This window comes from Thermoanaerobacterium sp. R66 (assembly GCF_028895185.1).
In the GTDB taxonomy this organism is placed as follows: Bacteria; Bacillota; Thermoanaerobacteria; order Thermoanaerobacterales; family Thermoanaerobacteraceae; genus Thermoanaerobacterium.
This window is the reverse complement of record NZ_JAEUWW010000001.1, coordinates 241,717-268,491: the sequence shown is the minus strand read 5'-3', so window position 1 is coordinate 268,491 and position 26,775 is coordinate 241,717. Positions and strand designations below refer to the sequence as shown.

General features: G+C 36.6%; 29 protein-coding genes. 2 read left to right on the top strand and 27 right to left on the bottom strand.

Going from position 1 to position 26,775, the window contains the following annotated elements; translation table 11 throughout:
- Positions 1 to 6: 6 nt before the first annotated feature.
- From JJQ93_RS01210 to JJQ93_RS01085, 26 genes are all read right to left on the bottom strand, one after another.
- Positions 7 to 1,464 carry a YcdB/YcdC domain-containing protein gene (locus JJQ93_RS01210; protein ID WP_274892466.1) on the bottom strand — a complete coding sequence of 486 codons (1,458 nt, stop codon included), beginning with the start codon at positions 1,462 to 1,464 and terminating at the stop codon, positions 7 to 9.
- Positions 1,465 to 1,545: 81 nt separating this feature from the next.
- Entirely contained in the window at positions 1,546 to 1,959 is a 414-nt protein-coding gene (locus JJQ93_RS01205; RefSeq protein ID WP_014758304.1) for a F0F1 ATP synthase subunit epsilon, read from the bottom strand.
- A 10-nt stretch (positions 1,960 to 1,969) separates the two neighbouring features.
- A complete protein-coding gene (gene atpD, locus JJQ93_RS01200; protein ID WP_013788575.1) occupies positions 1,970 to 3,355 on the bottom strand; it encodes a F0F1 ATP synthase subunit beta in 1,386 nt (461 codons plus the stop codon).
- Between the two features lie 37 nt (positions 3,356 to 3,392).
- The gene (atpG, locus tag JJQ93_RS01195; RefSeq protein ID WP_085112840.1) at positions 3,393 to 4,250 is read right to left on the bottom strand and encodes an ATP synthase F1 subunit gamma; all 858 of its coding nucleotides are present in this window, start codon (positions 4,248 to 4,250) and stop codon (positions 3,393 to 3,395) included.
- Complete coding sequence (atpA, locus tag JJQ93_RS01190; protein WP_085112841.1) at positions 4,250 to 5,770, bottom strand: F0F1 ATP synthase subunit alpha; 1,521 nt, start codon at positions 5,768 to 5,770, stop codon at positions 4,250 to 4,252. The genes atpG and atpA overlap by 1 nt, the downstream gene beginning before the upstream one ends.
- Before the next feature lie 28 nt (positions 5,771 to 5,798).
- Entirely contained in the window at positions 5,799 to 6,332 is a 534-nt protein-coding gene (atpH, locus tag JJQ93_RS01185; protein WP_274892465.1) for an ATP synthase F1 subunit delta, read from the bottom strand.
- Positions 6,320 to 6,808 (bottom strand): F0F1 ATP synthase subunit B, encoded by a 489-nt coding sequence (gene atpF / locus JJQ93_RS01180; RefSeq protein ID WP_013788579.1) that lies wholly within the window; start codon positions 6,806 to 6,808, stop codon positions 6,320 to 6,322. Before atpF ends, atpH begins: the two co-directional genes overlap by 13 nt.
- 22 nt (positions 6,809 to 6,830) lie before the next feature.
- The gene (gene atpE, locus JJQ93_RS01175; RefSeq protein ID WP_013788580.1) at positions 6,831 to 7,055 is read right to left on the bottom strand and encodes an ATP synthase F0 subunit C; all 225 of its coding nucleotides are present in this window, start codon (positions 7,053 to 7,055) and stop codon (positions 6,831 to 6,833) included.
- Between the two features lie 89 nt (positions 7,056 to 7,144).
- Entirely contained in the window at positions 7,145 to 7,801 is a 657-nt protein-coding gene (locus JJQ93_RS01170) for a F0F1 ATP synthase subunit A (RefSeq protein ID WP_274892464.1), read from the bottom strand.
- A 243-nt stretch (positions 7,802 to 8,044) separates the two neighbouring features.
- The gene (gene yihA / locus JJQ93_RS01165; RefSeq protein ID WP_085112844.1) at positions 8,045 to 8,647 is read right to left on the bottom strand and encodes a ribosome biogenesis GTP-binding protein YihA/YsxC; all 603 of its coding nucleotides are present in this window, start codon (positions 8,645 to 8,647) and stop codon (positions 8,045 to 8,047) included.
- Positions 8,644 to 10,968: an endopeptidase La gene (gene lon / locus JJQ93_RS01160; protein WP_274892463.1), complete on the bottom strand. Its 2,325-nt coding sequence runs from the start codon at positions 10,966 to 10,968 to the stop codon at positions 8,644 to 8,646. Before lon ends, yihA begins: the two co-directional genes overlap by 4 nt.
- Before the next feature lie 70 nt (positions 10,969 to 11,038).
- Positions 11,039 to 11,899 carry a sigma 54-interacting transcriptional regulator gene (locus JJQ93_RS01155; protein WP_085112845.1) on the bottom strand — a complete coding sequence of 287 codons (861 nt, stop codon included), beginning with the start codon at positions 11,897 to 11,899 and terminating at the stop codon, positions 11,039 to 11,041.
- Positions 11,900 to 11,960: 61 nt separating this feature from the next.
- Positions 11,961 to 13,235 (bottom strand): ATP-dependent Clp protease ATP-binding subunit ClpX, encoded by a 1,275-nt coding sequence (gene clpX / locus JJQ93_RS01150; RefSeq protein ID WP_013788585.1) that lies wholly within the window; start codon positions 13,233 to 13,235, stop codon positions 11,961 to 11,963.
- A gap of 20 nt (positions 13,236 to 13,255) precedes the next feature.
- Complete coding sequence (clpP, locus tag JJQ93_RS01145) at positions 13,256 to 13,840, bottom strand: ATP-dependent Clp endopeptidase proteolytic subunit ClpP (RefSeq protein ID WP_045413442.1); 585 nt, start codon at positions 13,838 to 13,840, stop codon at positions 13,256 to 13,258.
- A gap of 4 nt (positions 13,841 to 13,844) precedes the next feature.
- Positions 13,845 to 15,143 (bottom strand): trigger factor, encoded by a 1,299-nt coding sequence (gene tig, locus JJQ93_RS01140; protein ID WP_085112846.1) that lies wholly within the window; start codon positions 15,141 to 15,143, stop codon positions 13,845 to 13,847.
- A 259-nt stretch (positions 15,144 to 15,402) separates the two neighbouring features.
- A complete protein-coding gene (locus JJQ93_RS01135; RefSeq protein WP_150201018.1) occupies positions 15,403 to 16,656 on the bottom strand; it encodes a transposase in 1,254 nt (417 codons plus the stop codon).
- A gap of 225 nt (positions 16,657 to 16,881) precedes the next feature.
- On the bottom strand, positions 16,882 to 17,793 hold the full coding sequence (locus tag JJQ93_RS01130) for a ribonuclease Z (RefSeq protein WP_274892461.1): 912 nt from the start codon (positions 17,791 to 17,793) through the stop codon (positions 16,882 to 16,884).
- 25 nt (positions 17,794 to 17,818) lie between these two features.
- Positions 17,819 to 18,652, bottom strand: a complete 834-nt coding sequence (locus tag JJQ93_RS01125) for a deoxyribonuclease IV (protein WP_085112848.1) — start codon at positions 18,650 to 18,652, stop codon at positions 17,819 to 17,821.
- Between the two features lie 117 nt (positions 18,653 to 18,769).
- The gene (locus tag JJQ93_RS01120; protein WP_274892460.1) at positions 18,770 to 19,786 is read right to left on the bottom strand and encodes a DUF7309 domain-containing protein; all 1,017 of its coding nucleotides are present in this window, start codon (positions 19,784 to 19,786) and stop codon (positions 18,770 to 18,772) included.
- A gap of 33 nt (positions 19,787 to 19,819) precedes the next feature.
- Positions 19,820 to 20,059, bottom strand: coding sequence for a DUF6429 family protein (locus JJQ93_RS01115; protein ID WP_274892459.1), 240 nt, complete (start codon positions 20,057 to 20,059; stop codon positions 19,820 to 19,822).
- A gap of 19 nt (positions 20,060 to 20,078) precedes the next feature.
- Positions 20,079 to 20,465 carry a MerR family transcriptional regulator gene (locus JJQ93_RS01110; RefSeq protein ID WP_274892458.1) on the bottom strand — a complete coding sequence of 129 codons (387 nt, stop codon included), beginning with the start codon at positions 20,463 to 20,465 and terminating at the stop codon, positions 20,079 to 20,081.
- Between the two features lie 336 nt (positions 20,466 to 20,801).
- Positions 20,802 to 21,950: an iron-containing alcohol dehydrogenase gene (locus JJQ93_RS01105; RefSeq protein WP_274892457.1), complete on the bottom strand. Its 1,149-nt coding sequence runs from the start codon at positions 21,948 to 21,950 to the stop codon at positions 20,802 to 20,804.
- 106 nt (positions 21,951 to 22,056) lie between these two features.
- Positions 22,057 to 22,674, bottom strand: a complete 618-nt coding sequence (locus JJQ93_RS01100; protein WP_274892456.1) for a flavodoxin family protein — start codon at positions 22,672 to 22,674, stop codon at positions 22,057 to 22,059.
- 90 nt (positions 22,675 to 22,764) lie between these two features.
- Complete coding sequence (locus tag JJQ93_RS01095; protein WP_274892455.1) at positions 22,765 to 23,610, bottom strand: aldo/keto reductase; 846 nt, start codon at positions 23,608 to 23,610, stop codon at positions 22,765 to 22,767.
- A 40-nt stretch (positions 23,611 to 23,650) separates the two neighbouring features.
- Entirely contained in the window at positions 23,651 to 24,613 is a 963-nt protein-coding gene (locus JJQ93_RS01090; RefSeq protein ID WP_274892454.1) for an aldo/keto reductase, read from the bottom strand.
- A gap of 1 nt (position 24,614) precedes the next feature.
- Positions 24,615 to 25,166 carry a flavodoxin gene (locus tag JJQ93_RS01085; RefSeq protein ID WP_085112857.1) on the bottom strand — a complete coding sequence of 184 codons (552 nt, stop codon included), beginning with the start codon at positions 25,164 to 25,166 and terminating at the stop codon, positions 24,615 to 24,617.
- 329 nt (positions 25,167 to 25,495) lie between these two features.
- Between JJQ93_RS01085 and JJQ93_RS01080 the strand changes: the two genes are divergently transcribed.
- Together JJQ93_RS01080 and JJQ93_RS01075 are read left to right on the top strand one after the other, a co-directional pair.
- Positions 25,496 to 25,723 (top strand): type II toxin-antitoxin system Phd/YefM family antitoxin, encoded by a 228-nt coding sequence (locus JJQ93_RS01080; RefSeq protein ID WP_013297379.1) that lies wholly within the window; start codon positions 25,496 to 25,498, stop codon positions 25,721 to 25,723.
- Positions 25,707 to 26,117: a PIN domain-containing protein gene (locus tag JJQ93_RS01075; protein WP_274892453.1), complete on the top strand. Its 411-nt coding sequence runs from the start codon at positions 25,707 to 25,709 to the stop codon at positions 26,115 to 26,117. Before JJQ93_RS01080 ends, JJQ93_RS01075 begins: the two co-directional genes overlap by 17 nt.
- A gap of 128 nt (positions 26,118 to 26,245) precedes the next feature.
- Here JJQ93_RS01075 and JJQ93_RS01070 read toward each other — a convergent pair whose 3' ends face one another.
- Positions 26,246 to 26,689, bottom strand: a complete 444-nt coding sequence (locus tag JJQ93_RS01070) for a cupin domain-containing protein (protein WP_274892452.1) — start codon at positions 26,687 to 26,689, stop codon at positions 26,246 to 26,248.
- Positions 26,690 to 26,775 lie beyond the last annotated feature (86 nt).

Genomic DNA, 26,775 nt, shown 5'->3' with positions numbered 1-26,775 from the left:
CCTTTTTTAATATGGTTTTATTATTTCACCCGACTTTGCATCTATTAAGCTTGATTCAACAGGATCGTCCACTGTGTACACCGGTATTATGCCATTTGCAGTTTTGTAGTATTTCAGTGAAAAATTGCATAATTTCAGGTATTTAGTTGTAACATCATCTTGTTTCATAATGTTGACAGGCTTTGGATAAGGTATATCGTAGTTTTTGTAAGTATACGCAGATACATTTCCATCTCCATCAACATCTACTGTTATGCCATTGTTTATAAAAGGTATGTTGTAATGTTTTAGTGGGAAGACAAAGTGGTATCCATAGATATTGCTATTCATATTATTAGCATCATTAAATCCAAAATCAATATACGGCAATACTTCTTTGAAATTTTCTCTTACAAATGATTCTGCTTTATTAAGAGCTGTTTCCCGGGAAATTGATGAATTAAAATCGCTTTTAGTGCTTTTTAAAATATCAACTACATTTCCCGTATCTGCATTTACAGCGACGTGCAAATATCCTACTCCATTTAATTTGTTCCATGAGAATGTCCATACTTTTAAATTAAGCCCACCGTATTTTTCCATGTAAGCTGTATCTTTTAATTCATAATCGCTTCCTGCATATTTTGCTGCTACCTTAAATGCTTCATCTTTGTCTACAGATACTTTGCTTAATACAATCTCCATATCCATTTTAATATCTGCATTGCTTGGAGCACTTAGCTTTACTGCGTTTCCATTTATATCTATTATATCGCCTGTATAAGCATTTATCATGTATTGAGGCGATGGTGAAACATATACAAGTTTTACATCGCCTTTATTTCTACTGTAAATTACCGTATAGACCAATCTAGGTTTTAGATATTCTTTAAAAAGCTTTGTAGCCTCATTTATATCGATCACGTTTTTTAGTGTAGGCAAGTCCCCATCTGTCCAATCATATGTGTAATGAGTGACTAAACCTGTTTTTTTATCTACAGAAACATTTATTGTGTCGTACAAAAACACAATGCCATTTTCTTCTCTTTTCCATTTAAAGCTATATTCATTGTAACTGTCGTTTTTGTAATTTGCATCATACTTGTATTTGCCCAAGTTCTTAGGATTTACTCTGTCCAAAAATTCCTCTGCTATCTTTTTTGCATCGCTTCGCTTTATATTCTTGTTGCCTTTAAAATCAGTGATAAAATTGTACCTTATTATTTCACCTGTCTTAGCATCTACAGTGACAGTTGTATTCTCAAAAACGTCGTTCTTTGTGTAGCTTAAGATCCATACAGAGTCTTTATTTGTAAATTCTCTGTATTGAATATTCTCACTGTCGTACTTTATGACTCCTAATTTTTCCTTCACTATAGATATGGCTTCTTCTTTTGAAATAACAGGTGAATTTTCTGCTGCATAAACATTAAATATTCCTGTCAAAATTATGAATGCAAATACAAAAGCTATTAATTTTTTCATATAAAAACACCTCCACTATTTTCTCCTATTTAGATTTTGGTCTAAATAGGATGTTTTTATACACAATGGTGGAGGTAACTTTTATATATTTTTGTATTTTTTTGCAATTGTCATTCTCACTAAAGCACGCCTCAATGCTGCTTTAGCGAGAAGATACTCTTTCTGACTCTTCTTTTGCCTTAGCCTTTCTTCGGCTCTCTCTTTAGCTGCTTCAGCCCTTTTTATGTCTATCTCCTCAGGCCATTCTGCAGCATTAGCCAGTATTACGACATTGTCCTGCTTTACTTCCATAAAGCCATTTGAAATGCTGGCTTCTTTCCATTCGTTGTCGTTTTTTATTTTAAGCGTGCCAATTCCTAATGCGACAGTCATCGGAATGTGGCCTTTTTGAACTCCTACTTCACCAGCACTTGTAGTAACAATGATTTCCTCCACATCGCCATCGTAAAATTTGCGATATGGAGTCAATACTTCGAGGTGATACTTATTGTCCATGTTATGCACCTCACTTCATTTCTTCGGCCTTTTTGTACACTTCGTCGATGTTTCCTACCATGAAAAATGCTGCTTCAGGTATGTCGTCCATTTCACCGTTGACGATCTTCTTAAATCCTTCTATTGTCTCCTTCAATGGTACATATTTACCTGGTATGCCTGTGAATGTTTCAGCAACAAAGAAAGGCTGTGATAAAAACCTCTGTATCTTCCTTGCTCTGTACACTGTAAGCTTGTCTTCATCTGACAATTCATCCATGCCAAGTATTGCTATTATATCTTGAAGCTCTTTGTACTTCTGAAGTATTTCCTGAACACGCCTTGCAACAGTGTAATGTTCTTCACCAACTATATTTGGCTCCAATATTCTTGACGTGGAATCTAATGGATCAACTGCTGGGTATATGCCCATCTCAACAATGCTTCTTGACAAAACCGTAGTTGCATCAAGATGTGTAAATGTAGTTGCAGGTGCAGGGTCTGTCAAATCGTCTGCAGGCACATAAACAGCCTGTACAGATGTTATTGATCCGCTTCTCGTGGAAGTTATCCTCTCTTGAAGTGCGCCCAACTCTGTTGCAAGTGTAGGCTGATAACCAACTGCAGACGGCATTCTGCCAAGAAGTGCGGATACTTCTGAACCTGCTTGAACAAACCTGAAAATATTGTCGATAAACAAAAGCACGTCCTGATGTTTTTCATCCCTAAAATATTCAGCCATAGTGAGACCTGTAAGAGCGACTCTCATTCTGGCTCCTGGTGGCTCATTCATCTGTCCAAAGACAAACGCTGTCTTATCAATGACGCCAGATTCCTTCATTTCATGCCACAAATCATTGCCTTCACGTGTTCTTTCACCGACACCTGTAAAAATGGAATACCCACCGTGCTCCGTCGCTATATTTCTTATGAGCTCTTCGATTAAAACCGTCTTGCCAACACCAGCACCGCCAAACAAGCCTATCTTACCGCCTTTTGCATAAGGTGTAAGGAGATCTATGACTTTTATGCCGGTCTCCAAGATTTCTGTCACTGGACTTTGCTCTTCGAAGCTGGGGGCATCTCTGTGTATAGGCATGTACTTGTCTGCTTTTACTTCGCCAAGTTCGTCCATCGTCTTGCCTAACACATTAAACATCCTGCCAAGCGTTCCTTCGCCTACCGGTACGGAAATTGGCCCGCCTGTATCAAAACATTCCATCCCTCTCTTTAGTCCATCTGTAGATGACATTGCAACACACCTTACGGTGTTATCGCCTGTATGCTGAGATACTTCTACAATTATCTCATCACCTTTAAATGGGATTCTTATGGCATTGTTGATTGGCGGCAATTCTTCGTCGAAACGTATATCAACAACCGGTCCTATTACCTGTGTTATATAACCCTTATTCATATTAGCCTCCATTCAATTTAAAAATTTTTCAAAGCCTTTAAACGGATGAACCTCCGATTATCTCCGAAAGCTCCTGCGTTATAGAAGCCTGCCTCAATCTATTGTACTCTAATGTGTACTTCGCAATCATCTTGTCAGCATTTGATGTAGCTCCATCCATCGCAACCATCCGCGAAAAATGTTCAGATGCAAAAGCATTTACCAAAAAGCTGTACACCAAGCCTTTGATGTACTCAGGAACCAAAAGGTTAAAAACTTTTGTAGGCGATGGATCGTATATCATATCGCTTAAAATTTTGACATCTTTATCGCTGTTAAAATTCTTTATATCTAAAGGCAAGATTTTTACCGTTTTTACAATCTGCCTTAATCCCGCCATCTCAGTATAAACAGCGTAAATATCGTCTATTATTCCTCTGTCGTATATATCAACTAATAAATCAGATATTTCACCTGCTGCTGATGTGGTAGGATTTTGAGCTGTGTATAAAAATTCCACATCCACATTGTAGCCTTTCTCAAGAAAATAACTGCGACCCACTTCACCAATTACCATTAAATTTTGCGTATCACCATCTATGACTTCTTCTGCTTTTTTTATGACATTGTGATTGTATCCACCGCATAAGCCTTTGTCACCAGTTATGACGATGACTGCCTTTTTCCTTGTGCCTTTTGCTTCATGCTGTCTTTCAAAATAATGTGAAGTTGCTTCACCGCTATGAATGAGTATATCTTCCATAGTTGATTGTATCTTTTCATAGTAAGGTCTCACGTTATCCAGCATTGCTTTTGCTTTTCTAAACTTTGCGGCTGATATGAGATTCATAGCTCTTGTTATTTTGCGGGTCTCTTTTACACTTTTTATCCTAAGCTGAATGTCTCGCTTTCCCATTATGCATCACCTTTCGATGCGTATTTGCTCTTGTACTCCTCAATAGCCGCCTTCAACTTTTCAATAGTATCATCTTCTAATTTTCCTGTCTCCCGTATAGTTTTCTTTATATCTGGATGATTTATGTCAATAAACTCCAACAAGTCTTTTATAAACTTCTTAACATCTTGAAGCTCTACATCCATAAGGTATTTATTCATTACTGTGTATATCATTATAACCTGATCTTCCATTGAAATAGGCTGATACCTTGGCTGCTTTGTTATCTCAACAATTCTTTCACCTTGTCTTAGCAAATCAAGAGTAGATTTATCAAGATCAGATCCGAACTGTGCAAAAACCTCTAACTCCCTGTACTGCGACAATTCCAATCTCATTCTTCCAGATACTTTTTTCATGGCTTTTTTCTGAGCAGCACCACCCACACGTGATACCGAAAGACCTACATTTATGGCAGGCCTTATACCTGAATAGAAAAGCTCCGACTCCAGATAAATCTGACCATCTGTTATTGATATGACGTTTGTAGGGATGTATGCTGAAATATCGCCTGCAAGTGTTTCTATTATCGGCAATGCCGTAATCGAGCCACCACCCATGTCATCGGATAGCTTAGCCGAACGCTCCAAAAGCCTTGAATGGAGGTAGAATACATCTCCAGGATATGCCTCTCTTCCTGGTGGTCTTCTCAAAAGAAGCGAAATCGTCCTATATGCCACAGCATGTTTTGAAAGGTCATCGTAGACTATAAGGACATCTTTCTTGTCATACATAAAGTGCTCTGCCATAGCACAACCTGCATATGGTGCCAAATATTGAAGCGCTGCTGAATCACTAGCAGTTGACGCCACTACTGTGGTGTATGACATAGCTCCAAACTTTTCTAATGTATTTACAAGTCCAGCAATAGTAGAAGCTTTTTGGCCAATTGCGACGTATATACAGTAGACATCTTTATCCTTTTGATTTATTATAGTATCTACTGCTATAGCAGTCTTTCCTGTCTGTCTATCTCCTATTATAAGTTCCCTCTGCCCTCTACCTATAGGAATCATGGCATCAATTGCCAAGATACCTGTCTGCAACGGCGTATCAACAGACTTTCTCTTTATTATGGGTGGCGCTGGATACTCCACAGGCCTTGTGCCATCGCTTTTTACAGGGCCTTTCCCATCCAAAGGCTGTCCTAATGGATTTACAACTCTGCCTAAAAGGCCGTATCCAACAGGCACTTCCACAACTTTTCCTGTTCTTTTTACCATTGTACCTTCTTTTATGGACTCAGGCTCTCCTAAGACAATTACGCCTACGCTATCTTCTTCAAGGTTCATAACCATGCCGTATACACCACTCTCAAACTCTACCATTTCACCGTATATGGCTTCGTCAAGACCGTATATTTTCGCTATACCATCTCCGGCTGTTATAACGCGTCCTACATCTTCTGTTTTAATGGCAAAATCAAAATTCTTTATTTTGTCTTCAAGAATTGATGTGATTTCTTCAGGTTTTATATCCATATATTCACCTTCTATTTTTAAAGTCTTTTCAGCTTGCACTTACTAGATTTTTAAGCATAGTTTCAAGTTTTCCTTTTATAGAGCCATCAATGACTTTATTACCTATTAAAATCTTCAATCCACCAAGTATAGACTCATCAACTGTAGGATTCAAATTGACTGTTTTTTTGAAACTCGACTCCAATCTGCTCTTAATATCGTCAAGCGTCTTTGAGTCAAGCGGGTGTGCAGAAATTAATGTGGCATTTATGGTACCTTTGTAATCTAAATACAATTTCTCATATTCATTAAAAATCTCCTGAAAGATGTGTTCCCTGTGTTTTGATATGATAAGCTTTATAAAATTTATGACTTCTTTATCATAACCATTTAAGATGTCATCTATCAAGCTCATCTTTTGCTTGATGTAGATGCCTCTCGTTGTAATAATTTTGTATATTTGTCTATTTTTTAACATTTCAGATATGCTTTTAAGCTCACTGTAGTATTTTTCTATGCTGTCATTTTCTATGGCTGCGTTAAAAAGAGCACGTGCATATTTTTTTGCTATTACTTGTTCCAAGATGCACCTGCCTCCTTAACCACCTCGTTGATGATCTTATCATCATCGATGTTGATATTGCCAATAGCCTTTGATGCAGCTTCTATTATAAGGTGCGACAAGCTAACCCTAAGATCGTGCATAGCTTTTATCTTCTCAGTTTCAGCTTCTTCTTTTGCCCTTTCTATTATGGCTTTTGCTTCTATGTTAGCCTCTTCTATAATCTTTTCTGCCTTTTCTTTTGCATACTTTTCTGCCCTGTCGATGATGGCCTTTCCTTCATCATCTGCTTTTTTTAATATTTCTTCGTATTGTGCTTTTAATTCATTAGCTTCATGAACCTTTCTATCTGCTTCGTCCAGAGAATTCTTTATCCTCTGTGACCTTTCTTCCATGAATTGTGTAACTGGTTTAAACAAAAACTTTCTCAATATCAAGTACAAGACGACAAGATTTATGATGGTGAAAATAAAAGTATACGGATTTATAAGGCTCAATTTATTACCTTCTTTCGTATCATTATGGTTTCATGAAGAATATTATCAAAAAGGCAACTAAAAGACCATAAATAGCTGTTGCTTCAGACAAAGCACCTCCAAGGAGTAAAAACTGCATTACACTGCCTCTTGATTCTGGCTGTCTTGATACAGCTTCAACCGCCTTTCCTGTAGCAATACCTATACCTATTCCTGCACCAATACCTGAAATCGCAGCTATTCCTGCTCCTATAGCCAATAAATTCATTTTCATCTCTCCTTTAAATTAATTTTAATTATATTTTTTGCTAAGATATTTCAATTATCAGCTAAATCACTTTAAATTAAATTATATTACTATTCAACTGCTTCTTCAATATAAAGCATCGTCAAAAATACAAACACCACCATCTGCAATGCACCATCGAATAAGTCAAAGTATATGCTGAATATGGCTGGTACGACTATTGGTACTACTTTGCTTATTAAGCCCATGATTATAAAGGCTGCTATGATGTTGCCAAACAACCTGGCTGCAAGTGACAGTGGTCTTGTAAACATATCAAGAATTTTCATCGGGAAAAAGAATGGCATCGGTTCAAAAAATGATTTTGCATAGCCTTTCAATCCTTTGGCTTTAATCGACGCGATTATGACGACTATGATAGACATGATTGCCAAAGCTGAGGTTGCGCTTAAGTCTTTCGTAGGAGGTGTCAAACCAAATAAATCGATAGTGTTTGCAAGTATCAGATACAAGGCAACAGTCCCTAAGTACGGCGCAAATGATGCCCAGTACTCTCCTAATGCATCTTTTGTGAAAGAGTTTAATGCATCTATGATGGTCTCGACAAAATTCTGCACGCCAGTAGGAACTTGATTCCAACCTCTTGTGACGATGAGAGAAGCTATCGTCAATATGGCCATTATTATCCACGTAACTACGACTGTAGTTGTAACAGGTATGCCTCCAAGTATGGGGATCGTAAACACTACCGATTGTCCTATTTCCACTTATATCACCCCTTTCGCTCATTGATAAATACAATTATAATACTTCACGATGTAAATTTCAAATCCTATTTTCATGCAATAATTTAAAATGAATTTTTTCTCTTTATCATTATTCGCCTATTTACTTATATATGCTTAATCAAAACAAAAATTCTGGCTTTTTCGCCTCAATCATTATATCGTCAATCATTTTATATACTTTAATATTTATTGTTATTAAAAACAATAATTTTATTAAAAATTTTACTCAATTATCGTTCCATTGGCTTCAACAATTGAATCTAAGTAGGTGTAGACATCATCTACACCTGTCTTTTTTAGTGAAGAAAATGGTATGATCTTCTCCTTATCAACCGAAAGCGTATCAGATATGACTTTCAAAGACATCTGCATCTCATATCTTTTCAACTTGTCTGACTTTGTAGCAACTACTTGAAAATTTATATTTCTATTTTTTAAGTAGTTAACCATTAAAACATCGTCGTCTGTAGGTTTATGCCTTATATCAACCAACATTATAGCACCTACCAAACATGCTGATGTGTTTAAGTAGGTTTCAATATTTTTAGACCACTGTTTTTTCATCTCTTTCGATACTTCTGCATAGCCATAACCCGGAAGATCAACTAAGTAGAAAGAATTGTTCACAAGATAGAAATTAATACCTTGTGTCTTTCCAGGTTTCTGGCTTACCCTTGCAAAATTGTTTCTGTTTACTATTGCATTTATAAAAGACGACTTTCCTACGTTGGACCTACCTATTACTGCAATTTGCTTAAGTCCATCATTCGGATACTGTGTCTTGTTGTATGCTGAAATCTTAAGTTCGATAGACTTTACCTTCATATTTGTTCATCACCTACTAACGACAATTTTAAGACCTCGTCTATGTTTGATACAAACTTAAATTCCATTTTCTTCTTGACGCTTTGCGGTATCTCATCTAAATCTCTTTTGTTGTCTTCTGGCGCAATTACTTTAAAAATGCCTGCCCTATGCGCCGCCAACACTTTTTCTTTTAAGCCACCTATCGGCAAAACCTTACCAGTAAGAGTTATCTCACCTGTCATGGCAATATCGCCTTTTACAGGAACTTTCTTTATTGCAGATACCATAGCAGTTACCATTGTTACGCCTGCTGATGGACCATCTTTTGGTATCGCACCTTCAGGCACATGTATGTGAATGTCTAAATTTTTGTAAAAATCGTTATCTATACCCAAAGCATCTGCATTTGATCTTATGTAGCTAAAACCTGCTTGCGCTGATTCTTTCATCACGTCTCCCAACTGACCTGTCAGTGTAAGTTTCCCGCTTCCAGGCATCGTGGTCGCTTCAACTGTAAGCGTGTCACCGCCAACTCTCGTCCACGCAAGTCCTGTCACCATGCCTACTTTATCTTTTAGATTGGCCTTGTCTACCCTGTATATTGGCTTTCCAAGGTATTTTTGCAGATTTTTCTTTCCTACTTTTATAGACTTTTCTTTATTTTCTACTATAGCTTTTATGGATTTTCGCACGACTTTTGCAATGTTTTGCTCAAGCGACCTTACGCCAGCTTCTCTGGTGTACTCAGAGATTATGCCTACAATTGCCGAATCTTGTATCTTTATGATATCTTCATTAGCACCATGCTCTTTTAGAATTTTTGGAATCAAATACTCTTTAGCTATATTCAACTTTTCTTCTTCAGTATATCCAGAAATGTATATGACTTCCATTCTATCCAAAAGTGGAGCCGGTATCGTATCAAGTGTATTTGCTGTAGTCACAAATAACACTTTCGACAAATCGAATGGCAAATCTATATAATGATCTCTGTACGTGGAATTCTGCTCTGGATCCAAAACTTCCAGCATGGCCGATGCCGGATCACCTCTAAAATCAGAGCTCATTTTATCGATCTCATCAAGAAGAAACACTGGATTCTTTGAACCAGCGATTTTCAAAGAATTTATTATGCCGCCTGGTATAGCGCCGACGTACGTCCTTCTATGCCCTCTTATCTCGGCTTCATCTCTCACGCCGCCTAGAGACATCCTTACAAATTTTCTGTTCATGGCTCTTGCAATTGACTTTCCTAAAGAAGTCTTACCTACTCCTGGAGGCCCTACAAGGCACAAAATCGGGCTTTTCATCTTCTCGTGGAAACTTCTCACTGCCAAAAACTCTAAAATCCTCTCTTTGACTTTTTTCAATCCATAGTGGTCTTCATTTAATATTTTCTCAGCTCTTTTTATATCAAGCACATCTTTCGTTTCTTCATTCCACGGCAGGTCTAAAAGCCAATCGATGTACGTCCTTATGACAGAGCCCTCTTGATAGCCTGGTCCCATTCTGCTTAACCTTCTTAATTCTTCTCTCGCTTTTTCTTTTACATAATCTGGCAAATCCTTTGATTCGATTTTTTCTTCATACTCGTCTATTTCTTGATCAATCTCGTCAGCTTCGCCAAGTTCTGCCCTTATTGCCTTTAATTGCTCTCTTAAATAGTACTCTCTTTGGCTTTTGTCTATCTGCTTGTGAACCATCATGTTGATCTTTTTCTCAATTTCCAGTATATCAAGCTCTTTTAAGATAAATCCTAATAATTTTTCCAACCTCTCTTTTGGATCAAAGCACTCCAAAAGCTCTTGATTCTTGTCTTGACTTAAGCTTAAATGTTCTGCTATTACATCAGCTAACCGCCCAGGTTCTTCGATCGTCACGACATTATAAATGCTATCCAACGGTATTTTTGATGAAATGCTTATATACTCTTCAAAAGCCGATGTTACACTTCTCATCAGCGCTTCTAATTCGCTGTCTTTCTCTACCTCTGAATCTATCTTCTCTAAAACTTCCACTTCATAAAAACTTTCGTCGCTAATAAGATTTTTTAATTCTGCTCTGGAGATGCCTTCCACCAGAACTCTTACGACTTCTCCTGGAAGTCTAAGCATCTGTTTTACTTTTGTTATTGTGCCTACTCTATATATATCATCTATTGAAGGTTCGTCTATATCAGCTTGTTTTTGCGTAACCAAAAAGACAAGTTGATTTCTAAGCATTGCTTCTTCAATAGCTTTAACGGATTTTCCCCTTCCTACATCAAAGTGCATGACCATGTACGGGAACACTGTTATGCCTCTTAATGGAACCATCGGTAATATGTATTTCTTGTCCATAAAGTCACCTCTTTTGCCTATTTGCCCTATGATAAATATATTATACATTAAAACATCCTAATCTCAAAAGCTATGAAATCACACTTTTCAAATCATCTGCAGTTATTTCATCTCTCCCATGCTTTAGCGCTTTAATAGCCAGATGCTGAAGCATACCTATAGCATCTTCTCCATTTTTCGCAGCATCAGCAATTTTTATACACACTTCATCATCTACATAAAACATTCCCTTGTTGGCAGCATTTTTGATTATATCTGCCAATACTCTTTTATCGTATTCCTTAAATTGAATGATTTCGCATAAATCTAACAATTCATCTGGTAAAAGTGCAAAATCATCTACATTAACAGCAAGACAAAAATCTGCCGGAAGTCCCTCTTCTAAAAAACGTTTCACATGATCTGGAGCATTTAAAATCAAGCTGTCTTCATAGTACACTTTTTTCGATTTCATCGCATCTAAAAGTTTCAAAATGTTATCCGACGTCAAATTTTCTAAACTATCAATGTAGAGAATCCCCTTATTTGCCCTTGTGACAAGCCCCATCTTTATCTTTTTTACTTTATAAAAACCAAAATCAGTTTCATATGCGTATCCAAACAATGAATTGCCAATAAAGATATCGCTGTTTTTTCTATCAGGATAGTATTCTACAAACTCTCCACTTTTAAAGAAGCTTTCTTCACTACTTTTAATCTCCTTAAAGCACGTTCTTAAAATATCTTTTTTCCACGAACCGCCTGGACCAGTTAACACCATGCTTTTAGGATTTTGGCTACGCAAATTATTTAATATTTTTAGTACAGCTTCATCTTGTCCTAAAATATCATCAACCTTTTGCACCCGGCATTTTTCTTTAAGAGGTTCATCAAGATGCATTTGAATGAATTTTTGCCTCTCTTCATATGGCATCGCAGTATTTTGTGTCATAAAAAACCTCCTTCTACATCTGATATTATGTGATAGAAGGAGGTTTTTATATACTTACTAACTACGATACAGACTCAGATTTCTTGACTCTCTTTTTTGTCTTTTGGGACTCTGAGTAAACAATCGTAGGTGGAGCATTGTTTAAGACTGTTTCTTCCGTTATGATGCACTTCTCGATATTATCGCTGGATGGTATCTCATACATCACATCAAGCATAAGCTCTTCAAGTATTGATCTTAATCCTCTCGCACCAGTCTTCCTGTCTATTGCCTTTTGAGCAATAACGCTTAAGGCTTTTTTGTCAAATTCAAGTTTCACGCCATCTAGCTCAAACAGCTTTTCATACTGTTTTGTAAGTGCATTTTTAGGCTCTGTCAGTATTCGTATCAAAGCATCTTTATCAAGAGAATCAAGTGTCACAACAATCGGAAGCCTTCCGATAAACTCTGGAATAAGGCCAAATTTCAAGAGATCTTCAGGCATGATATTCTTTAAGATTTCGCCTATCTTCTTCTCCTGTTTACTTTGAATCTCTGATCCAAAACCTAATGACTTTTTGCCTATCCTGGATTCTATTATCTTTTCAATGCCATCAAATGCACCGCCAACGATGAACAAGATGTTCGTAGTATCGATCTGTATGAATTCTTGATGAGGGTGTTTTCGTCCACCTTGAGGTGGAACATTTGCCACAGTACCTTCCAAAATCTTTAAAAGTGCTTGCTGTACACCTTCGCCAGAGACATCCCTCGTAATCGACGGATTCTCTGATTTTCTGGCTATCTTATCAACCTCATCAATGTATACAATGCCTTTTTCTGCCTTTTCTATGTCATAATCTGCCGCCTGTATAAGCTTAAGAAGGATGTTCTCCACATCTTCGCCTACATAACCCGCTTCCGTAAGTGATGTAGCATCTGCTATTGCAAACGGCACATTAAGCATCCTTGCTAATGTCTGCGCAAGAAGCGTCTTACCAGAACCAGTAGGACCTAACATTAGGATATTGCTTTTTTGAAGCTCTACATCGTCAGATTTTACTCTGCTATTGATTCTCTTGTAATGATTGTAAACCGCTACTGCTAACGCTTTTTTTGCCTTGTCTTGACCTATTACATATTGGTCAAGAAACTCTTTTATCTCCTTTGGCTTCGGAAGTTCACCTATCTCTACATCGATGTTTTCTTCAAATTCTTCATCGATGATTTCTTGGCACAGCTCTATACATTCGTCACAGATATATACGCCTGGACCGGCAACTAATCTTTTTACCTGATCCTGTGACTTCCCGCAAAAAGAGCACTTCAACTGTTTTTGATTATCATATTTAGCCATTTTTTCACCTCTTCCGGGGCCTATTTTCTCTTAACTAATATCTCATCAATGAGCCCATAAGCTTTTGCTTCTTCTGGGTCCATGAAAAAGTCCCTTTCTGTATCTCTTTCAATTTTTTCTAATGGTTGTCCAGTCCTCTCAGACAATATCTTATTTAGTTTTTGCTTCATTTTTATGATTCTCTCAGCGTGAATCTTTATGTCTGTAGCTTGACCCTGCGTGCCGCCTAATGGCTGATGTATCATTATCTCGCTGTTTGGAAGAGAAAATCTCTTGCCTTTTGCACCTGCAGCAAGCAAGAATGCACCTGCCGATGCTGCCATGCCAACGCACATCGTGACAACATCAGGTTTTATATACTGCATAGTATCGTATATGGCAAACGCAGATGTTATGGAACCACCAGGGCTATTTATATAAAGCCAAATATCCTTATCAGGATCTTCTCCCTCTAAAAACAAAAGCTGAGCAACGACGAGGCTTGCAGTTACGTCGTTTATCTCTTCTCCTAAGAAGACTATCCTGTCTTTTAAAAGCCTTGAGTATATGTCGTAAGAGCGCTCTCCTCTATTTGTTTGCTCTACAACTATAGGCACTAAGCTCATAATATCACTCCTCTTTATCTATAATTTTACTATTCTCAAAAATAAAGTCAATCGTCTTAAAGTAGACTATATCGTCTTTTATATTGTTTATCTGCGACTCAGTCAGCTCTTTCTTCAAATCTTCTAATTTTACATTGTAATTTGTTGCCATTTCACTAAGTCTTTTATCTACTTCTTCATCTGTTGCAGTTATATTCTCTATTTTCCCTATCTTATCGATGACTAACTGTGTCTTAACTCTCAAAGCCGCATCATCGTGCATTTCTTTCCTCAAGTCTTCTTTTGTCTTTCCTGTTATCTCTAAGTATTTATCAAGATCCAATCCTTGATATCTCAGATTGTAATCAAGGTCTCTTAAAGATATATCAATTTGTCTATCTACCATTATTTCTGGTATGTCAACTTTAGAATTTTCCACAACTGCCTTTACTGCATTTTCTTTCATTTCCTCTTTAGCGCTTAAATCATACTGTTCTTGCAATTCTCTCTTTATGTCTTCTTTCAATTCATCTAAAGTGTCAAACTCGCTTACGTCTTTTGCAAAATCGTCATTTAACTCTGGCAATTCTTTGTGCTTTATTGAAAATATTTTTACTTTAAATACTACATCTTTTCCTTTTAACTCCTCAGCTCTGTAATCTTCAGGGAATTTTACATTTACGTCAAACTCCTCATTGACGTTGTGTCCAACTATTTGCTCTTCAAATCCAGGAATAAATGTCTTAGAGCCTAACTCCAATGAATAATTGTCACTTTTGCCTCCTTCAAATGGCACACCATCTAAAAATCCTTCAAAGCTTATGTCAACTATATCACCCATCTGAGCTGCTCTGTCTTCCACTGGTACTACTCTCGCATTCCTCTCTCTCATCTGTTCAAGTCTATTATCAATATCTTCGTCTTTAACATTATACTCTACTTTTTTAACTTCTATACCCTTGTATTGTCCAAGCTCTACATCAGGCAATACTGGCACTACTGCCTCTATGATTAAATCTTGGCCTTTTCCAATCTGTAAAATGTCAATTGTTGGGTTGTCTATAGGTTCCAGTTTTAAAGAGTCAATAGCTTCTTGATATGCATCTGGAAATACGTGCTCTATAGCGTCTTCATAAAGCACACCTTCACCGTAGTACTTCTCTACGATAATCCTCGGAGCCTTTCCGCGCCTAAAACCTGGTATGTTAAATCTACCTACATTTTTTTTGTATGAAAAGTTTAATCCTTCTTCAAATTTTTCCTTTGGAATATTTAACTCGATTGTTGCAACACTGTTCTCTATTTTTTTAAGATTACTGCTCATTAAGTAAATCCTCCTATTCATTTGTTTGCGTTAATAACTTCTATTTATTATATCATAAAAATTATTTTAAGCAAATGTCTCTGCTTTATTTCAGAGATTTCGCATCAAAATTCCAGCAAAAAATTTATCTTTACAAGAATTTTTATATTTTACATCTAGTTGAATATATGGTAATAGTAAATCCATTTAGATGCTAAAAAAGTTGTACTTTCCCCTTACCCCATGAATTTTAATAATGAATTTCCAGTTTTGTTTCAAATTATGTCTTCACAAACAGTGGATTACTCCATCCAGTTTCTATGATAAATATCTCATCTTTTATATCTTCAATAATATCTATTTGAAGCATATGCTTTTCCCTAAAATTTCTTATACACCTGAAGAAATATAATTGCATCAAATTAAATGCTATTATTATAAACATTAACACAGTTTCTACACCCTCAGGACTGTGCAGAAAACAGTGATTTAAATGCCATTCTGTTTTTAGTTGATGAAAAGCATTGTTTTCAATTTCCCATCTTTTATGTATTATTTTCCATAGGGTTTCTACTGAAGTAACTTTAGAGGTAGTTATTATCCATGATTCTTTTATTTCTACTTTGCCTGAGCTATGTATTTCTTCTATAAATTTTATAAACCTTACTTCTATGTCGGAATTAGGCATTTGAAAATTGTCTTCGTCCCAGGCCTTTATTTTAATATAATTATTACTTTTTTTCTTAACAGTCCATTCTTTATCTGCTTTTCGACACTTGAATAAACCAAGTGCATCCTTAACTATATTAAGTCTTTCATCTTTAACCCTTACTACTGCATCCATCCCTATTGATAATACTTCTTTAATCCAAGTAGATTTGCAATATAATGCATCAGCTACTATAATGTCTGCAAAATGATGAAATTCTTTATGCAATTTTCTAATTAGACGCTTGCCTGCTGTGATTTCTCCTTCGTCTTTATCTGAAGCATCTCTTTTAGGTTCAAGCATTTCCTGACCTATGATAAGATGTGGATCAGAACCTACAGTTGCACATATTACTGACCTATGAAAGTAATGAGTAATCCCGTCCTTTTGGACTCGTGTAAGACAATTATCACAGCACTTATTAGTGCTTTCAAATAACTCTACACCATCTATTGCAACGACTTTTAGTCCATCTATAGTTCCTTTTCTAAAAACCTTATTTTTTGTACTTGTCTTGATTATACTATTATTAAGTTCATTTAAGCCATCTAAATCAAAATTACTTAAAACACGCCTAATAGTGTCAATACGAGGAATTTTAGTCTTTTTAGGTAATACTTTTTTAAATTTACCTTTTTTAAGCCAATGTTCCAACCTATTAAAACTCCTTATTTGAAGTATAAATCCAAATAATACTACAAAGGTAACTGTTGAAATTTTTACTGAAGATTTTGCTCTTTTATCTTTTAGGGTATTGATTTTTTCTCCAAGATGGTATATCTTAGAGAAGTAGATAAGCATTTGTTTTAAATAACTTTTGTTCATTTTATCAGCATCCTTTCTATTTAGGTTATCGCAAAACATATTATAGAAAGGATGCTTTTATTTTGCAAATTTTTTCTTTCAATTTCCAGTAAAAAACGGAAAATCACATATTTCTAGCTGCTCTTAGTTAAATTTTATAAATCAACGTGTCTATCACTCTAAAAATTTTTAAATGCGAAATCTCTGGCTTTATTTTATCATTTTCTAACATAAATGAAACTATTTTTACGCGTCTTTAAAGCGCAATTCTTTTGTCATCATATCATATCCGACAACGCTATTTTCAAATACATCCTTAGCATACTTTAGATATTTGTCTGGATTTTTTAATGATGGACTAAAATGAGTCAGCCAAAGCTCTTTCACGTTGGCTTCTTTTGCCGCTAAAGCTGTCTCTAAAAACGTGGAATGGTACTTTTTTATCGCTTTTTCTTCATCTAACGGATCGCCGTACATCCCTTCCCCAATGAAAAGATCGCTATTCTCAGCAAGTTTTATAAGGTCTTTTGTAGGACGAGTATCAGTAGAATAACTTACCTTTAAGCCTTTTCTGTCTTCACCTAACACCATTTGAGGCGTGAAGATTACACCGCCGTCTTTTATAATGCTTTCGCCATGCTGAAGTCTATGCCAGTACTCTAATGGTATGTTTAATTCCTTTGCTTTTTTCGCATCAAATTTTGGAAGCCTTTTAACTTCGAAGCTGTAAGCAAGGCACAACGATGTATGTTGAACTGCGACATTCTTTACTGTTATTTCTCCGACATTTAAGGAATCTCCATCTTTTAATTCAGTATATTCAATTTCAAACGGTATCTCCACAAAAAGAACATTTAAAAGATTTTTCAATACGTCTATTCCCTCAGGGCCCATTAAATTAAGCTTATTTTTCCGTTCTTGGTTTATCATCTGATATATTATGCCAGGAAGCCCCATAATATGGTCTGCATGGTAATGCGTGAAAAATATCGTATCTATATTTAAAAAGCCCCACCCTAATTTTTGAAGTGGAACTTGCGTACCTTCACCGCAGTCCACCAATATAGAAACACCGCCATACCTCAATATGAGTGAAGATAGATTTCTGCCAGGTACAGGCATCATACCTCCTGTACCCAATAAGCATACGTCAAACATATAAAGTCCTCCGAATCGTCAAAAGTCAATCATTGTAAAGGCTTCTTAAGAGCTTTATTTCCTCTCCGTAGCCTTCAAGGTCATTAGGCGTCTCCAATATGAATGGCAGGTGTTTTAAGCTCGGATGATTTATGACTCTTGCTATAGCATCTATTCCTATATAACCTTTGCCGATCTTCTCATGCCTGTCTTTATGACTACCAATCGGATTTTTGCTGTCATTTAAGTGTATAGCAAAAAGTTTATCTAACCCTATGATCTTGTCAAATTCCTCTAATACGCCGTCAAGATTATTTACTATATCATAACCTGCATCATAAACATGGCATGTATCAAAGCACACACCCATTTTCTCTTGCAATTCTACTCTATCTAAAATCTGTTTTAATTCTTGAAATGTCTTTCCTATTTCTGAGCCTTTTCCTGCCATAGTCTCTAAAAGCACGATTGTAGACTGATTTGGCTTTAATATTTGATTTAACATATTTACCGTATACTCTATCCCTGCATCAACGCCTTGCTTCACATGGCTCCCTGGATGAAAATCGTAAAGATTGCCTGGAAGATATTCCATCCGCATAAGATCGTCTGCCATGACTTCTTTAGCAAACTCTCTCGTCCTATCGTCAGGTGATGACGGATTTAGAGTATATGGTGCATGCGCGACAACTTTAGAAAAATTATTTTTATTCGCAATTTCTACAAATGAATTGCAGTCATTTTCATCTATATCCTTTGCCTTGCTTCCCCTTGGGTTTCTCGTAAAAAATTGCAACGTATTGGCATCAAGCTTTAACGCTTCTTCCGCCATAGCCTTATATCCATTTGAAACCGATAAGTGACATCCTATATATAACATAAATTTCCTCCTAAAACACATTCAAAAGACAGAAGTCTTTTTCTTCATTATAATATATGACTGCAATTTCTCCAAATAAAAAAACTCTAAAATAACTGTATTTACAGCAAGCCAGTGTTAAAATCTGTATCTTAAAAAACTTTCTACAAAGTAATCAATAACTTTTAATTTTCCTTTGACTTGTAGCTTTATACCGGTTTTCTTACACAAATCGTCTAATAAATTGAATACATAGTCATCTCTTACAACGATAGTATCAGGTTTACCATAATTTAAAATATAATTAACCGTCATACTAAATATGCTTTCTATTTCGTTATCGTCTGGGAAAATAAAATCCTGATCTACTATAAGTCCTGATGTGCTTTCTGCCAAAATACATAATCTTTCCATGACAGGAACATCGTATTTTTCATCTCTTATAGCACCAGTCAAATAAGCTATGTCAATTTCTATTTTGCTTTTATTGGCTTCTTGTCTATTAATCCTTTCTACAAGCAATTCATCCTGTAAAACAAGCTGTGGATAGTCAGGCTCAGGTAAAAGAATTGGCGCTTCTTGATTAGTCCACAAGTTTTTCGCTTTATTGTACATGCGAAATAGAGTATTGCCTTTTTCAAAATTGACTTTCACATTTCCATCAACATAATCTTTAAGCGCTTCAAATAATTGCTTAAATATTTCCGTTTCCAACAATACTTCTTCTTTATCTAATAAATATGGTACATAACCTTTTTTAAACGAATGAAAATAAATCCAGTTGTTTTTGCCGCGAAATTTAAGCTCCAAATCTTTTACAAGCTTTAACTCTTCCTTTGTCAATTCTTCCCTATTCCCAAAGTGGCACATAAGCACATTATCGTCTTGAAACCTTATTTTTTGTATATTAGGCACATCATCTCTTTTAGCCATCGTGTAAAAATTGTTCATTGCATCAAATCCCACATAAGTGCCAATACCGAAAAATTCTCCAGCTTTTCCCATTATACTGCAATAGACAGGTTCATCCGCACCAGGCAGTAATATTGTTATTATATCCATATCATATAAATGCTCCCATGGCTTTAACTCTTTTATTTTAATCGCAATATCGTACAACTCTTTCCATTCATCTAAAGTAGCTTCATTTCTCATTATTCTTAAACCTCCATAGTTTTTAATCAAATTCTATTTTGTATTTTTTAATAATTCCTTAGCCTTATTTATTCCTGCATCAGTAATTGCAACAGATTTTGATCTGTGTCCACCGCTAATTAAGTCATCATCAGCAAGCTCATCCAATATGCCAAAGTCATATCCTTTCCAGCTTCTTCGATATTTCATATCTAATAATTCCTCTTCCCACGATGTTAAGTACAGTAAAATCAATGTCAACTCTTTTATTTTTTCACGTAAATCACTGTTCATAAAATCAAATCTCCTTTTATTAATTTTCCGACTTTTTTAATTCTTTTTCTTTCTCAACCAACAATCGTTCATACACATCAATCTTATAGTTTAAACGCTCTAAAGTTTTACTCATGTCTTCTATTTTTTTTATTAGATAATTGCGTTGTTCAATTAAGAGTTCTTTTCTAGCCTCAATAGTTTCGTCACCTTTTTCCACCAGCGAAACATATTCAATTAATACTTCAATTGAAAGACCTGCATTCCTCATACATTTGATAAATTCAACCCACTTACAGTCTTCTTCCGTATAATCCCTGTTTCCACTTTTATTGCGGTTCACAGGAGGAATCAATCCAATCCGTTCATAATAGCGAAGTGTATCTTGTGATATATCGTATTTTTCACTTACTTCTGCAATCGTCATAAATTTTTACCTCCTAATAACCAACATTATATCATATTATAATGTTTAAAGTCAGTCTGTAATGCAAAAAAGCTGAATGATAATTAATCAGTCATTCAGCTTTTTCATTTTTTCCTTGTATGATTCTGCATTGAAACAAACTTTGTCCAACCGTTCTTCTCGGCAGCAAGCTACATATTGTAAAACTGGTAGCCGTACATTGCTGAAGCGCCAAGAGCTCTCACTTTTCCTGCCTTGACAAGACTGTCAAATGCCTCCATTGTTTCTGATTAGGACAAGTATATTCAATATCATACTAAGGATAAACATTCGCTCTGATGACATAAAATTCATTCATCACAAGCATTCCATCAAAATTTCATAAATTTCATCCCGACTCAGTTCACGTGGATTGCATTTTATAATATTGCAAGTATCGGCTACTTTGCGCAGCACATCCGGTGTAATCTCCACTTTAGATTTCAATTGCCCCATTTTTGTTGGCAATCCGCACTCCCTGATAAAGTCGGCCAAAGCGTCAATACCTGCCTTAGCATTATCAACATTAAACACGATCTTTGCAAACCGGGTAAATTTTTCCTCCGCATCTTTCACGATATGGCGATAGTAGGCAGGGTGAATAACAGCCAGCCCTTGACCATGGTTACAATCGGTAAAAGCTCCAAGCTGATGCTCAATCTGATGAACCTGAAAATCTGTAAGACGGCCCACCTTGAGAATACCGTTTTCCGCCATAGCAGAATCCCACATCAGATTACCACGTGCTTGCATATCATTGATGTCTATAAGCAGACGACGCATATTGATTACCGTATTCCGCATAATCGCCAATGCCACATCGTCGGACACATTGTCCCTGTCAGAGCGTCCAAAGTAGGTTTCCATGGCATGGCTCAGCGTATCAAAAGCGCCAGAAAACACCTGCATAGGTGGCACGGACTTGGTATATTCCGGGTCGAGGATTGCAAAGCGTGGTGGAGCGGAAAACAGTCCTGTTTTGATTTTCTTTTCTTGGTTGGTAATTACTGCACCGCCATTCATTTCTGCACCGGTACCGGAGGCAGTAACAATCGCTCCCATAGGAATCGGCTGGACGGAAGGAAGCTGGTGTCGCTCTATCTCCATTTCCCATAAGTCATCGTCTATCATTGCCTGTGCTGCGATAATCTTACAGCAGTCAATGACCGAGCCACCTCCAACAGCCAGAATGAAATCAATCTTTTCTTTTTTTGCCAGTGCAGCACCCTCCTGCACCTTTGTGTAAGTTGGATTCGGCATGATGCCGGAGAATTCTGTCACAGTTTTTCCAGCATCTTTCAGAATGCCTATCAGTTCTTCATAAATGCCGTTTTTCTTAATAGAACCGCCACCATAGGCAAGCATGACATTTCTTCCGTAAGCTGAAAGTGCCTTTGCCAGATATTCTTTTGCAGCACCTTTGCCAAAATAAACCTTTGTTGCATACTCAAAAACAAAATTTTCCATCGATAATAACCTCCATCATTTAATCTTCCTATTAAATGCTAAACTCACTTTTGTCCATTTATATATTCTTACATAGCGATCACATTCATTTCTCTTTTTAATTTTTTCATCGAATAAAATTGGTAGCAATCCGCTGCTCTTTTTCTGGCAATCCAAACTTTTCTTTCCCTAATGCAATGCTCTTGATTAAAAATGCCATATTTTTGCCTAGTGTGCGCATTGTTTGTAGTCCTTCTTCGTCTTTTCGGACATCATCTGGCGTATATCCATGAACACTGTTCCAATATTGACTTGAAGCAATTGGCATACCTGAAATTGTAAAATATTTATTGATTTCATCAAAAGTTGCTGAGCATCCGCCTCTCCTGGCCGAAACAACTGCGGCTCCTACCTTCATGGTTTTATCAAACGGCACACTATAAAAAAGACGGTCTAAAAAAGATATAAGCGTTCCATTTGCCGAGGCATAATATATAGGCGATCCAATTACAATGCCATCCGCTTGCTCAAACTTAGGTGCTATTTCATTTACAATATCATCAAAAACGCATTTGCCTACAGTTTTGCATTTGCGGCATCCGATACATCCTCTGATGTCCTTATTCCCCACATGGATAATTTCTGTTTCAATTCCTTGCTCTGTCAAAGTTTTTGCTACTTCACTCAAAGCCGTATATGTACATCCTTTATTGTTTGGACTTCCATTAATTAACAATACTTTCACATTATTTCCTCCTAATCCTATTAATCTTTTTTGCTATATCCTTTGTGTTTCCCGTGCATAAAGTTATATTGCAATACCTGCTTTAATAGCTTATCTCTTTAATGAACAAATCCATTTTACGACTTCAGGATCCCTGTGTGAAAAGAATGCACTTTCTTTCTTATCCAATGCTGCAATTTTATCCATATCTTCTGCAGAAAGTTCAAAATCAAATATGTTGAAATTTTCAATAATCCTTTCCTTTCGCACTGATTTTGGAATTGCAACAACTCCCCTTTGTACAAGCCAACGCAATATAATTTGAGCAACTGATCTACCGTGCTTTTGGGCCAGCGATACCAGCACTTCATTTTGAAACATGTTGTTTCTGCCCTCGGCAAAAGGACCCCATGATTCTATTTGTACCTTGTATTCTTTCATTATTTTTTGACTGTCAATTTGCTGGCAGAATGGATGCGTTTCTACTTGATTTACCGCAGGAAGTATTTCATTATTGAGGATTAAATCAACAAGCCTGTCTGGGTAAAAGTTGCTTACTCCAATTGCTCTGACTTTCCCCTCACGGTACAGCTCCTCCATAGCACGCCATGAGCCATAGACATCGCCAAACGGTTGATGAATCAAATAAAGGTCAAGATAATCAAGCTGAAGATTTTTAAGCGATTTTTCAAAAGCTTTTTTGGTTTTTTCATAACCAGCATCCTGAACCCAAAGTTTTGTAGTAATGAAAAGTTCTTCTCTCGGAACACCACTCTTTTTTATTGCTTTTCCTACAGCTTCTTCATTGCCGTATGATGCAGCAGTATCAATAAGACGATACCCTGCTTCAATTGCATCCAAAACACAACGTTCACACTCATTAGCATCATTTATTTGATAAACGCCAAATCCTAAGATCGGCATTTCTACACCATTATTTAAAACTACTTTTTGCATACAAATGCTCCTTTCACATACATTAATTTAAAATCGAGAATTAAAGCGCACCGACTATTTTGTGCGGAACATACAGTTCCTCAAGGTAGGCAATATCGTCATCCGTAAGTTTTACATTGAGAGCCCCTACAGCGTCGTCTAAATACTTTGCCTTTGTTACACCGATAATTGGCGCTGTAACTCCCTTAGCAAAATGCCATGCAAGAGAAATCTGCGTCATTGTTACATCATACTTCTTGGCAAGTTCATTTACGCGAAGTACTATTCCATAGTCTGTCTCTTGGGTACTATCGTACTTCGAAACTGCAATTTTATCTGTCTGGCTACGTTTCGTATCTGCCTTCCATTCAAGACGTGAAAGCCTTCCAGCAGCAAGTGGACTGTATGGGGTAAGTGCAACATTCATTTGCTTGCAAATCGGAATAAGTTCCCGCTCATCCTCACGGTAAAGCAGATTATAGTGATTCTGCATTGAAACAAACTTTGTCCAACCGTTCTTCTCGGCAGCAAGCTGCATATTGTAAAACTGGTAGCTGTACATTGCTGAAGCGCCAAGAGTTCTCACTTTTCCTGCCTTGACAAGACTGTCAAATGCCTCCATCGTTTCCTCTATCGGTGTGTCATAATCGAATCGATGAATAATGTAAAGATCAACGTAATCTGTACCCAACCGTTTTAGTGAGCCATCAATCTCACGAAGTATCGCTTTTTTTGAAAGTTTGCCTTCGTTAAAATAAACCTTAGTAGCTATAACTACTTTATCACGAGCTATATTGTTCTTTATGGCACGGCCAAGATATTCTTCACTGGTACCGCTAGAATATACATTTGCAGTGTCAAAAAAATTTATGCCAAGATCAAGAGCATGTTTGATTATTGCTTCACTATCTTCAGCGTTTAGTGTCCATGCATGAAAATTACTTGACGTGTCACCAAAGCTCATGCAACCTACGCAAATACGAGAAACAAGAATATCAGAATTTCCTAGTTTTAAATATTCCATTTTACTTTTCCTCCTCAAAATTATTTATGAATTTTTGCAGCCATTTCTCAATCTCAGGCTGAGCTGAATGTACATTGCTACCTTTTATAGCAAGCCCTTTTTCAAGCCTTGCATTTGGACAAGTCTTTCTTATATCCCTTTCGCTGTGTCCCAAACCACTTCCTTCATGTGTACAGACCGGGAGAATGGTTTTTTCGGTAAAGTCATATTTCTCAAGAAAAGTAAATACAGGCATAGGCATAGTTCCCCACCAATTGGGATAGCATAATATGATAATTTCATAGTCGTCAATATTATCAAGATATTCTGAAAGCTCAGGTCTTGCATTATCACGTAATTCTTGCTGAGCAACTTTTGTAGCTTCTGTATAATCATCAGGATATTTTTTTACCGTGTTAATGCGGAACAGTTCACCGCCGGTTATTTTCTGAATCATTTTAGCTACAACTTCCGTATTTCCAACCGACAAATTCACAATGCGACCACTGACATAATTGCCTCCCTCTCTTGAAAAATAGGCTATTAAAATTTTTTTGTCATTAAATTTATTCATTTCTACTCACATCCTCAAAACAATACTTTAATCGTATAATTATGTATTACTATCATGATAAGCCTTTGAGTTAACTCTAAGTCAAGAGGTTTTCAACAAATATTCTTTGAGTTATCATAAAAAAATAATTTTTATGATATGTTATATACCTAGTTTTTTGTGCATGTCCCACACTCATTGTAGGAAACATATCTAATGAAATTTTGATCACATATACTGTACGATTGTAAAAATAAAATTGTTCGATTATTGTTGATAATTTTAATCTTATTTTTGTATAATAATATTAGGAAATTGAAATAATAAATTTTGTACAAGGAGGTATCACTATGCAAATAACAGCAACCGAATTTAAGAACAATATTGGAAAGTATCTCGCCCTTGCCTCCAAAGAGGACATATATATCACAAAAAACGGCAAAGCCATTGCCAAGCTTACAAACACAAAACAGGACAAAGTTGAAATGGCAAAATCCTTGTTTGGTATACTGCCTGCCGATGCTTCTTTGGAGCAGGCGAGAGAGGAGCGCTTGAGCCGTCATGAACGTATTAATTGATACCAACGTCGTGCTGGACGCCATGCTTTCCCGCTCGCCTTTCGCTGAAGACGCGCAAAAATTGTTTATTATGGCCGCCGAGGAAAAAATCAACGTGCATATAACCGCAAGCTCCATTACGGATATCTATTACCTTCTACACAAATATCTGCACGACAAGAAGCGGTGCAAGCAGGAAATATATAAAATCATAAAAATCTTCAACATCCTTGACGTCACTGGCTCCGACTGTGAGAAGGCGCTTGAGCTGCCCATGGAAGATTATGAGGATGCCTTGCTTGCCGCATGCGCCAAGCGCAGGAAAATGGAATGCATCATTACCCGGAACATTAAGGACTTCGTCAACTCGCCAGTCAGAGCTGTATTACCCGGCGACTTTCTGAAAAGCATATAAGACTTCAGCCATCTAGCTCACCGGATGGCTTTTCCTTCCCAACATTTAGGATCACAAACAACCATTCGTCGATTCCAATCATAGTCTGCATTTAATGCATTCAGAAACAAACACTTTATTTAAAAATTTCAAAGTAATTTGTCATATTCTTCATCGGTAACCGGTTCACACCATTCAGTGTTTGCTCCTTCCGTCGGAACCGTTAATGATAGATGTGCAAACCCTTCATCCTTGACAGCGCCGTGCCAATGCTTAATCTCCGGTGGTATATATACTACATCGCCGCTTTTTAATAGTCGTGCATCTTTCCCAGCTTCTTGATATAAGCCATGCCCACCAACACACATAAGTATCTGACCACAGCCATGATGTATATGCCAATTGTTTCGGCATCCAGGTTCGAACGTAACATTATGAATATTTACTTCTTTATCATTTAAGAGGCTTAATAGCTCTTTCCAGTAAAATATTGTGCAAATGCTACATTTCTCACCTAATGGAAAATCAGATATCTTTTCTAATTCATTTCTATCATAATAAAATTCACTCCATTCTAGACCAAACCTCTCCAAAAAGAACATCATCGTTTAATTCAGCAAATTTTGGGGCAAATGAGCCAAGGGCATCTCTGCCTGCCGTCTGTTTTTTCATCGTAAAA

Bases quoted from the DNA above. Each gene is read 5' to 3' on its own strand.
- JJQ93_RS01210 (WP_274892466.1), bottom strand. From the start codon at position 1,464: ATGAAAAAATTAATAGCTTTTGTATTTGCATTCATAATTTTGACAGGA.
- JJQ93_RS01205 (WP_014758304.1), bottom strand. From the start codon at position 1,959: ATGGACAATAAGTATCACCTCGAAGTATTGACTCCATATCGCAAATTT.
- atpD (WP_013788575.1), bottom strand. From the start codon at position 3,355: ATGAATAAGGGTTATATAACACAGGTAATAGGACCGGTTGTTGATATA.
- atpG (WP_085112840.1), bottom strand. From the start codon at position 4,250: ATGGGAAAGCGAGACATTCAGCTTAGGATAAAAAGTGTAAAAGAGACC.
- atpA (WP_085112841.1), bottom strand. From the start codon at position 5,770: ATGGATATAAAACCTGAAGAAATCACATCAATTCTTGAAGACAAAATA.
- atpE (WP_013788580.1), bottom strand. From the start codon at position 7,055: ATGAATTTATTGGCTATAGGAGCAGGAATAGCTGCGATTTCAGGTATT.
- yihA (WP_085112844.1), bottom strand. From the start codon at position 8,647: ATGAAGGTAAAGTCTATCGAACTTAAGATTTCAGCATACAACAAGACA.
- lon (WP_274892463.1), bottom strand. From the start codon at position 10,968: ATGGACAAGAAATACATATTACCGATGGTTCCATTAAGAGGCATAACA.
- JJQ93_RS01155 (WP_085112845.1), bottom strand. From the start codon at position 11,899: ATGACACAAAATACTGCGATGCCATATGAAGAGAGGCAAAAATTCATT.
- clpX (WP_013788585.1), bottom strand. From the start codon at position 13,235: ATGGCTAAATATGATAATCAAAAACAGTTGAAGTGCTCTTTTTGCGGG.
- clpP (WP_045413442.1), bottom strand. From the start codon at position 13,840: ATGAGCTTAGTGCCTATAGTTGTAGAGCAAACAAATAGAGGAGAGCGC.
- tig (WP_085112846.1), bottom strand. From the start codon at position 15,143: ATGAGCAGTAATCTTAAAAAAATAGAGAACAGTGTTGCAACAATCGAG.
- JJQ93_RS01135 (WP_150201018.1), bottom strand. From the start codon at position 16,656: ATGAACAAAAGTTATTTAAAACAAATGCTTATCTACTTCTCTAAGATA.
- JJQ93_RS01130 (WP_274892461.1), bottom strand. From the start codon at position 17,793: ATGTTTGACGTATGCTTATTGGGTACAGGAGGTATGATGCCTGTACCT.
- JJQ93_RS01125 (WP_085112848.1), bottom strand. From the start codon at position 18,652: ATGTTATATATAGGATGTCACTTATCGGTTTCAAATGGATATAAGGCT.
- JJQ93_RS01120 (WP_274892460.1), bottom strand. From the start codon at position 19,786: ATGAGAAATGAAGCTACTTTAGATGAATGGAAAGAGTTGTACGATATT.
- JJQ93_RS01115 (WP_274892459.1), bottom strand. From the start codon at position 20,059: ATGAACAGTGATTTACGTGAAAAAATAAAAGAGTTGACATTGATTTTA.
- JJQ93_RS01110 (WP_274892458.1), bottom strand. From the start codon at position 20,465: ATGACGATTGCAGAAGTAAGTGAAAAATACGATATATCACAAGATACA.
- JJQ93_RS01105 (WP_274892457.1), bottom strand. From the start codon at position 21,950: ATGGAAAATTTTGTTTTTGAGTATGCAACAAAGGTTTATTTTGGCAAA.
- JJQ93_RS01095 (WP_274892455.1), bottom strand. From the start codon at position 23,610: ATGCAAAAAGTAGTTTTAAATAATGGTGTAGAAATGCCGATCTTAGGA.
- JJQ93_RS01090 (WP_274892454.1), bottom strand. From the start codon at position 24,613: ATGGAATATTTAAAACTAGGAAATTCTGATATTCTTGTTTCTCGTATT.
- JJQ93_RS01085 (WP_085112857.1), bottom strand. From the start codon at position 25,166: ATGAATAAATTTAATGACAAAAAAATTTTAATAGCCTATTTTTCAAGA.
- JJQ93_RS01080 (WP_013297379.1), top strand. From the start codon at position 25,496: ATGCAAATAACAGCAACCGAATTTAAGAACAATATTGGAAAGTATCTC.
- JJQ93_RS01075 (WP_274892453.1), top strand. From the start codon at position 25,707: ATGAACGTATTAATTGATACCAACGTCGTGCTGGACGCCATGCTTTCC.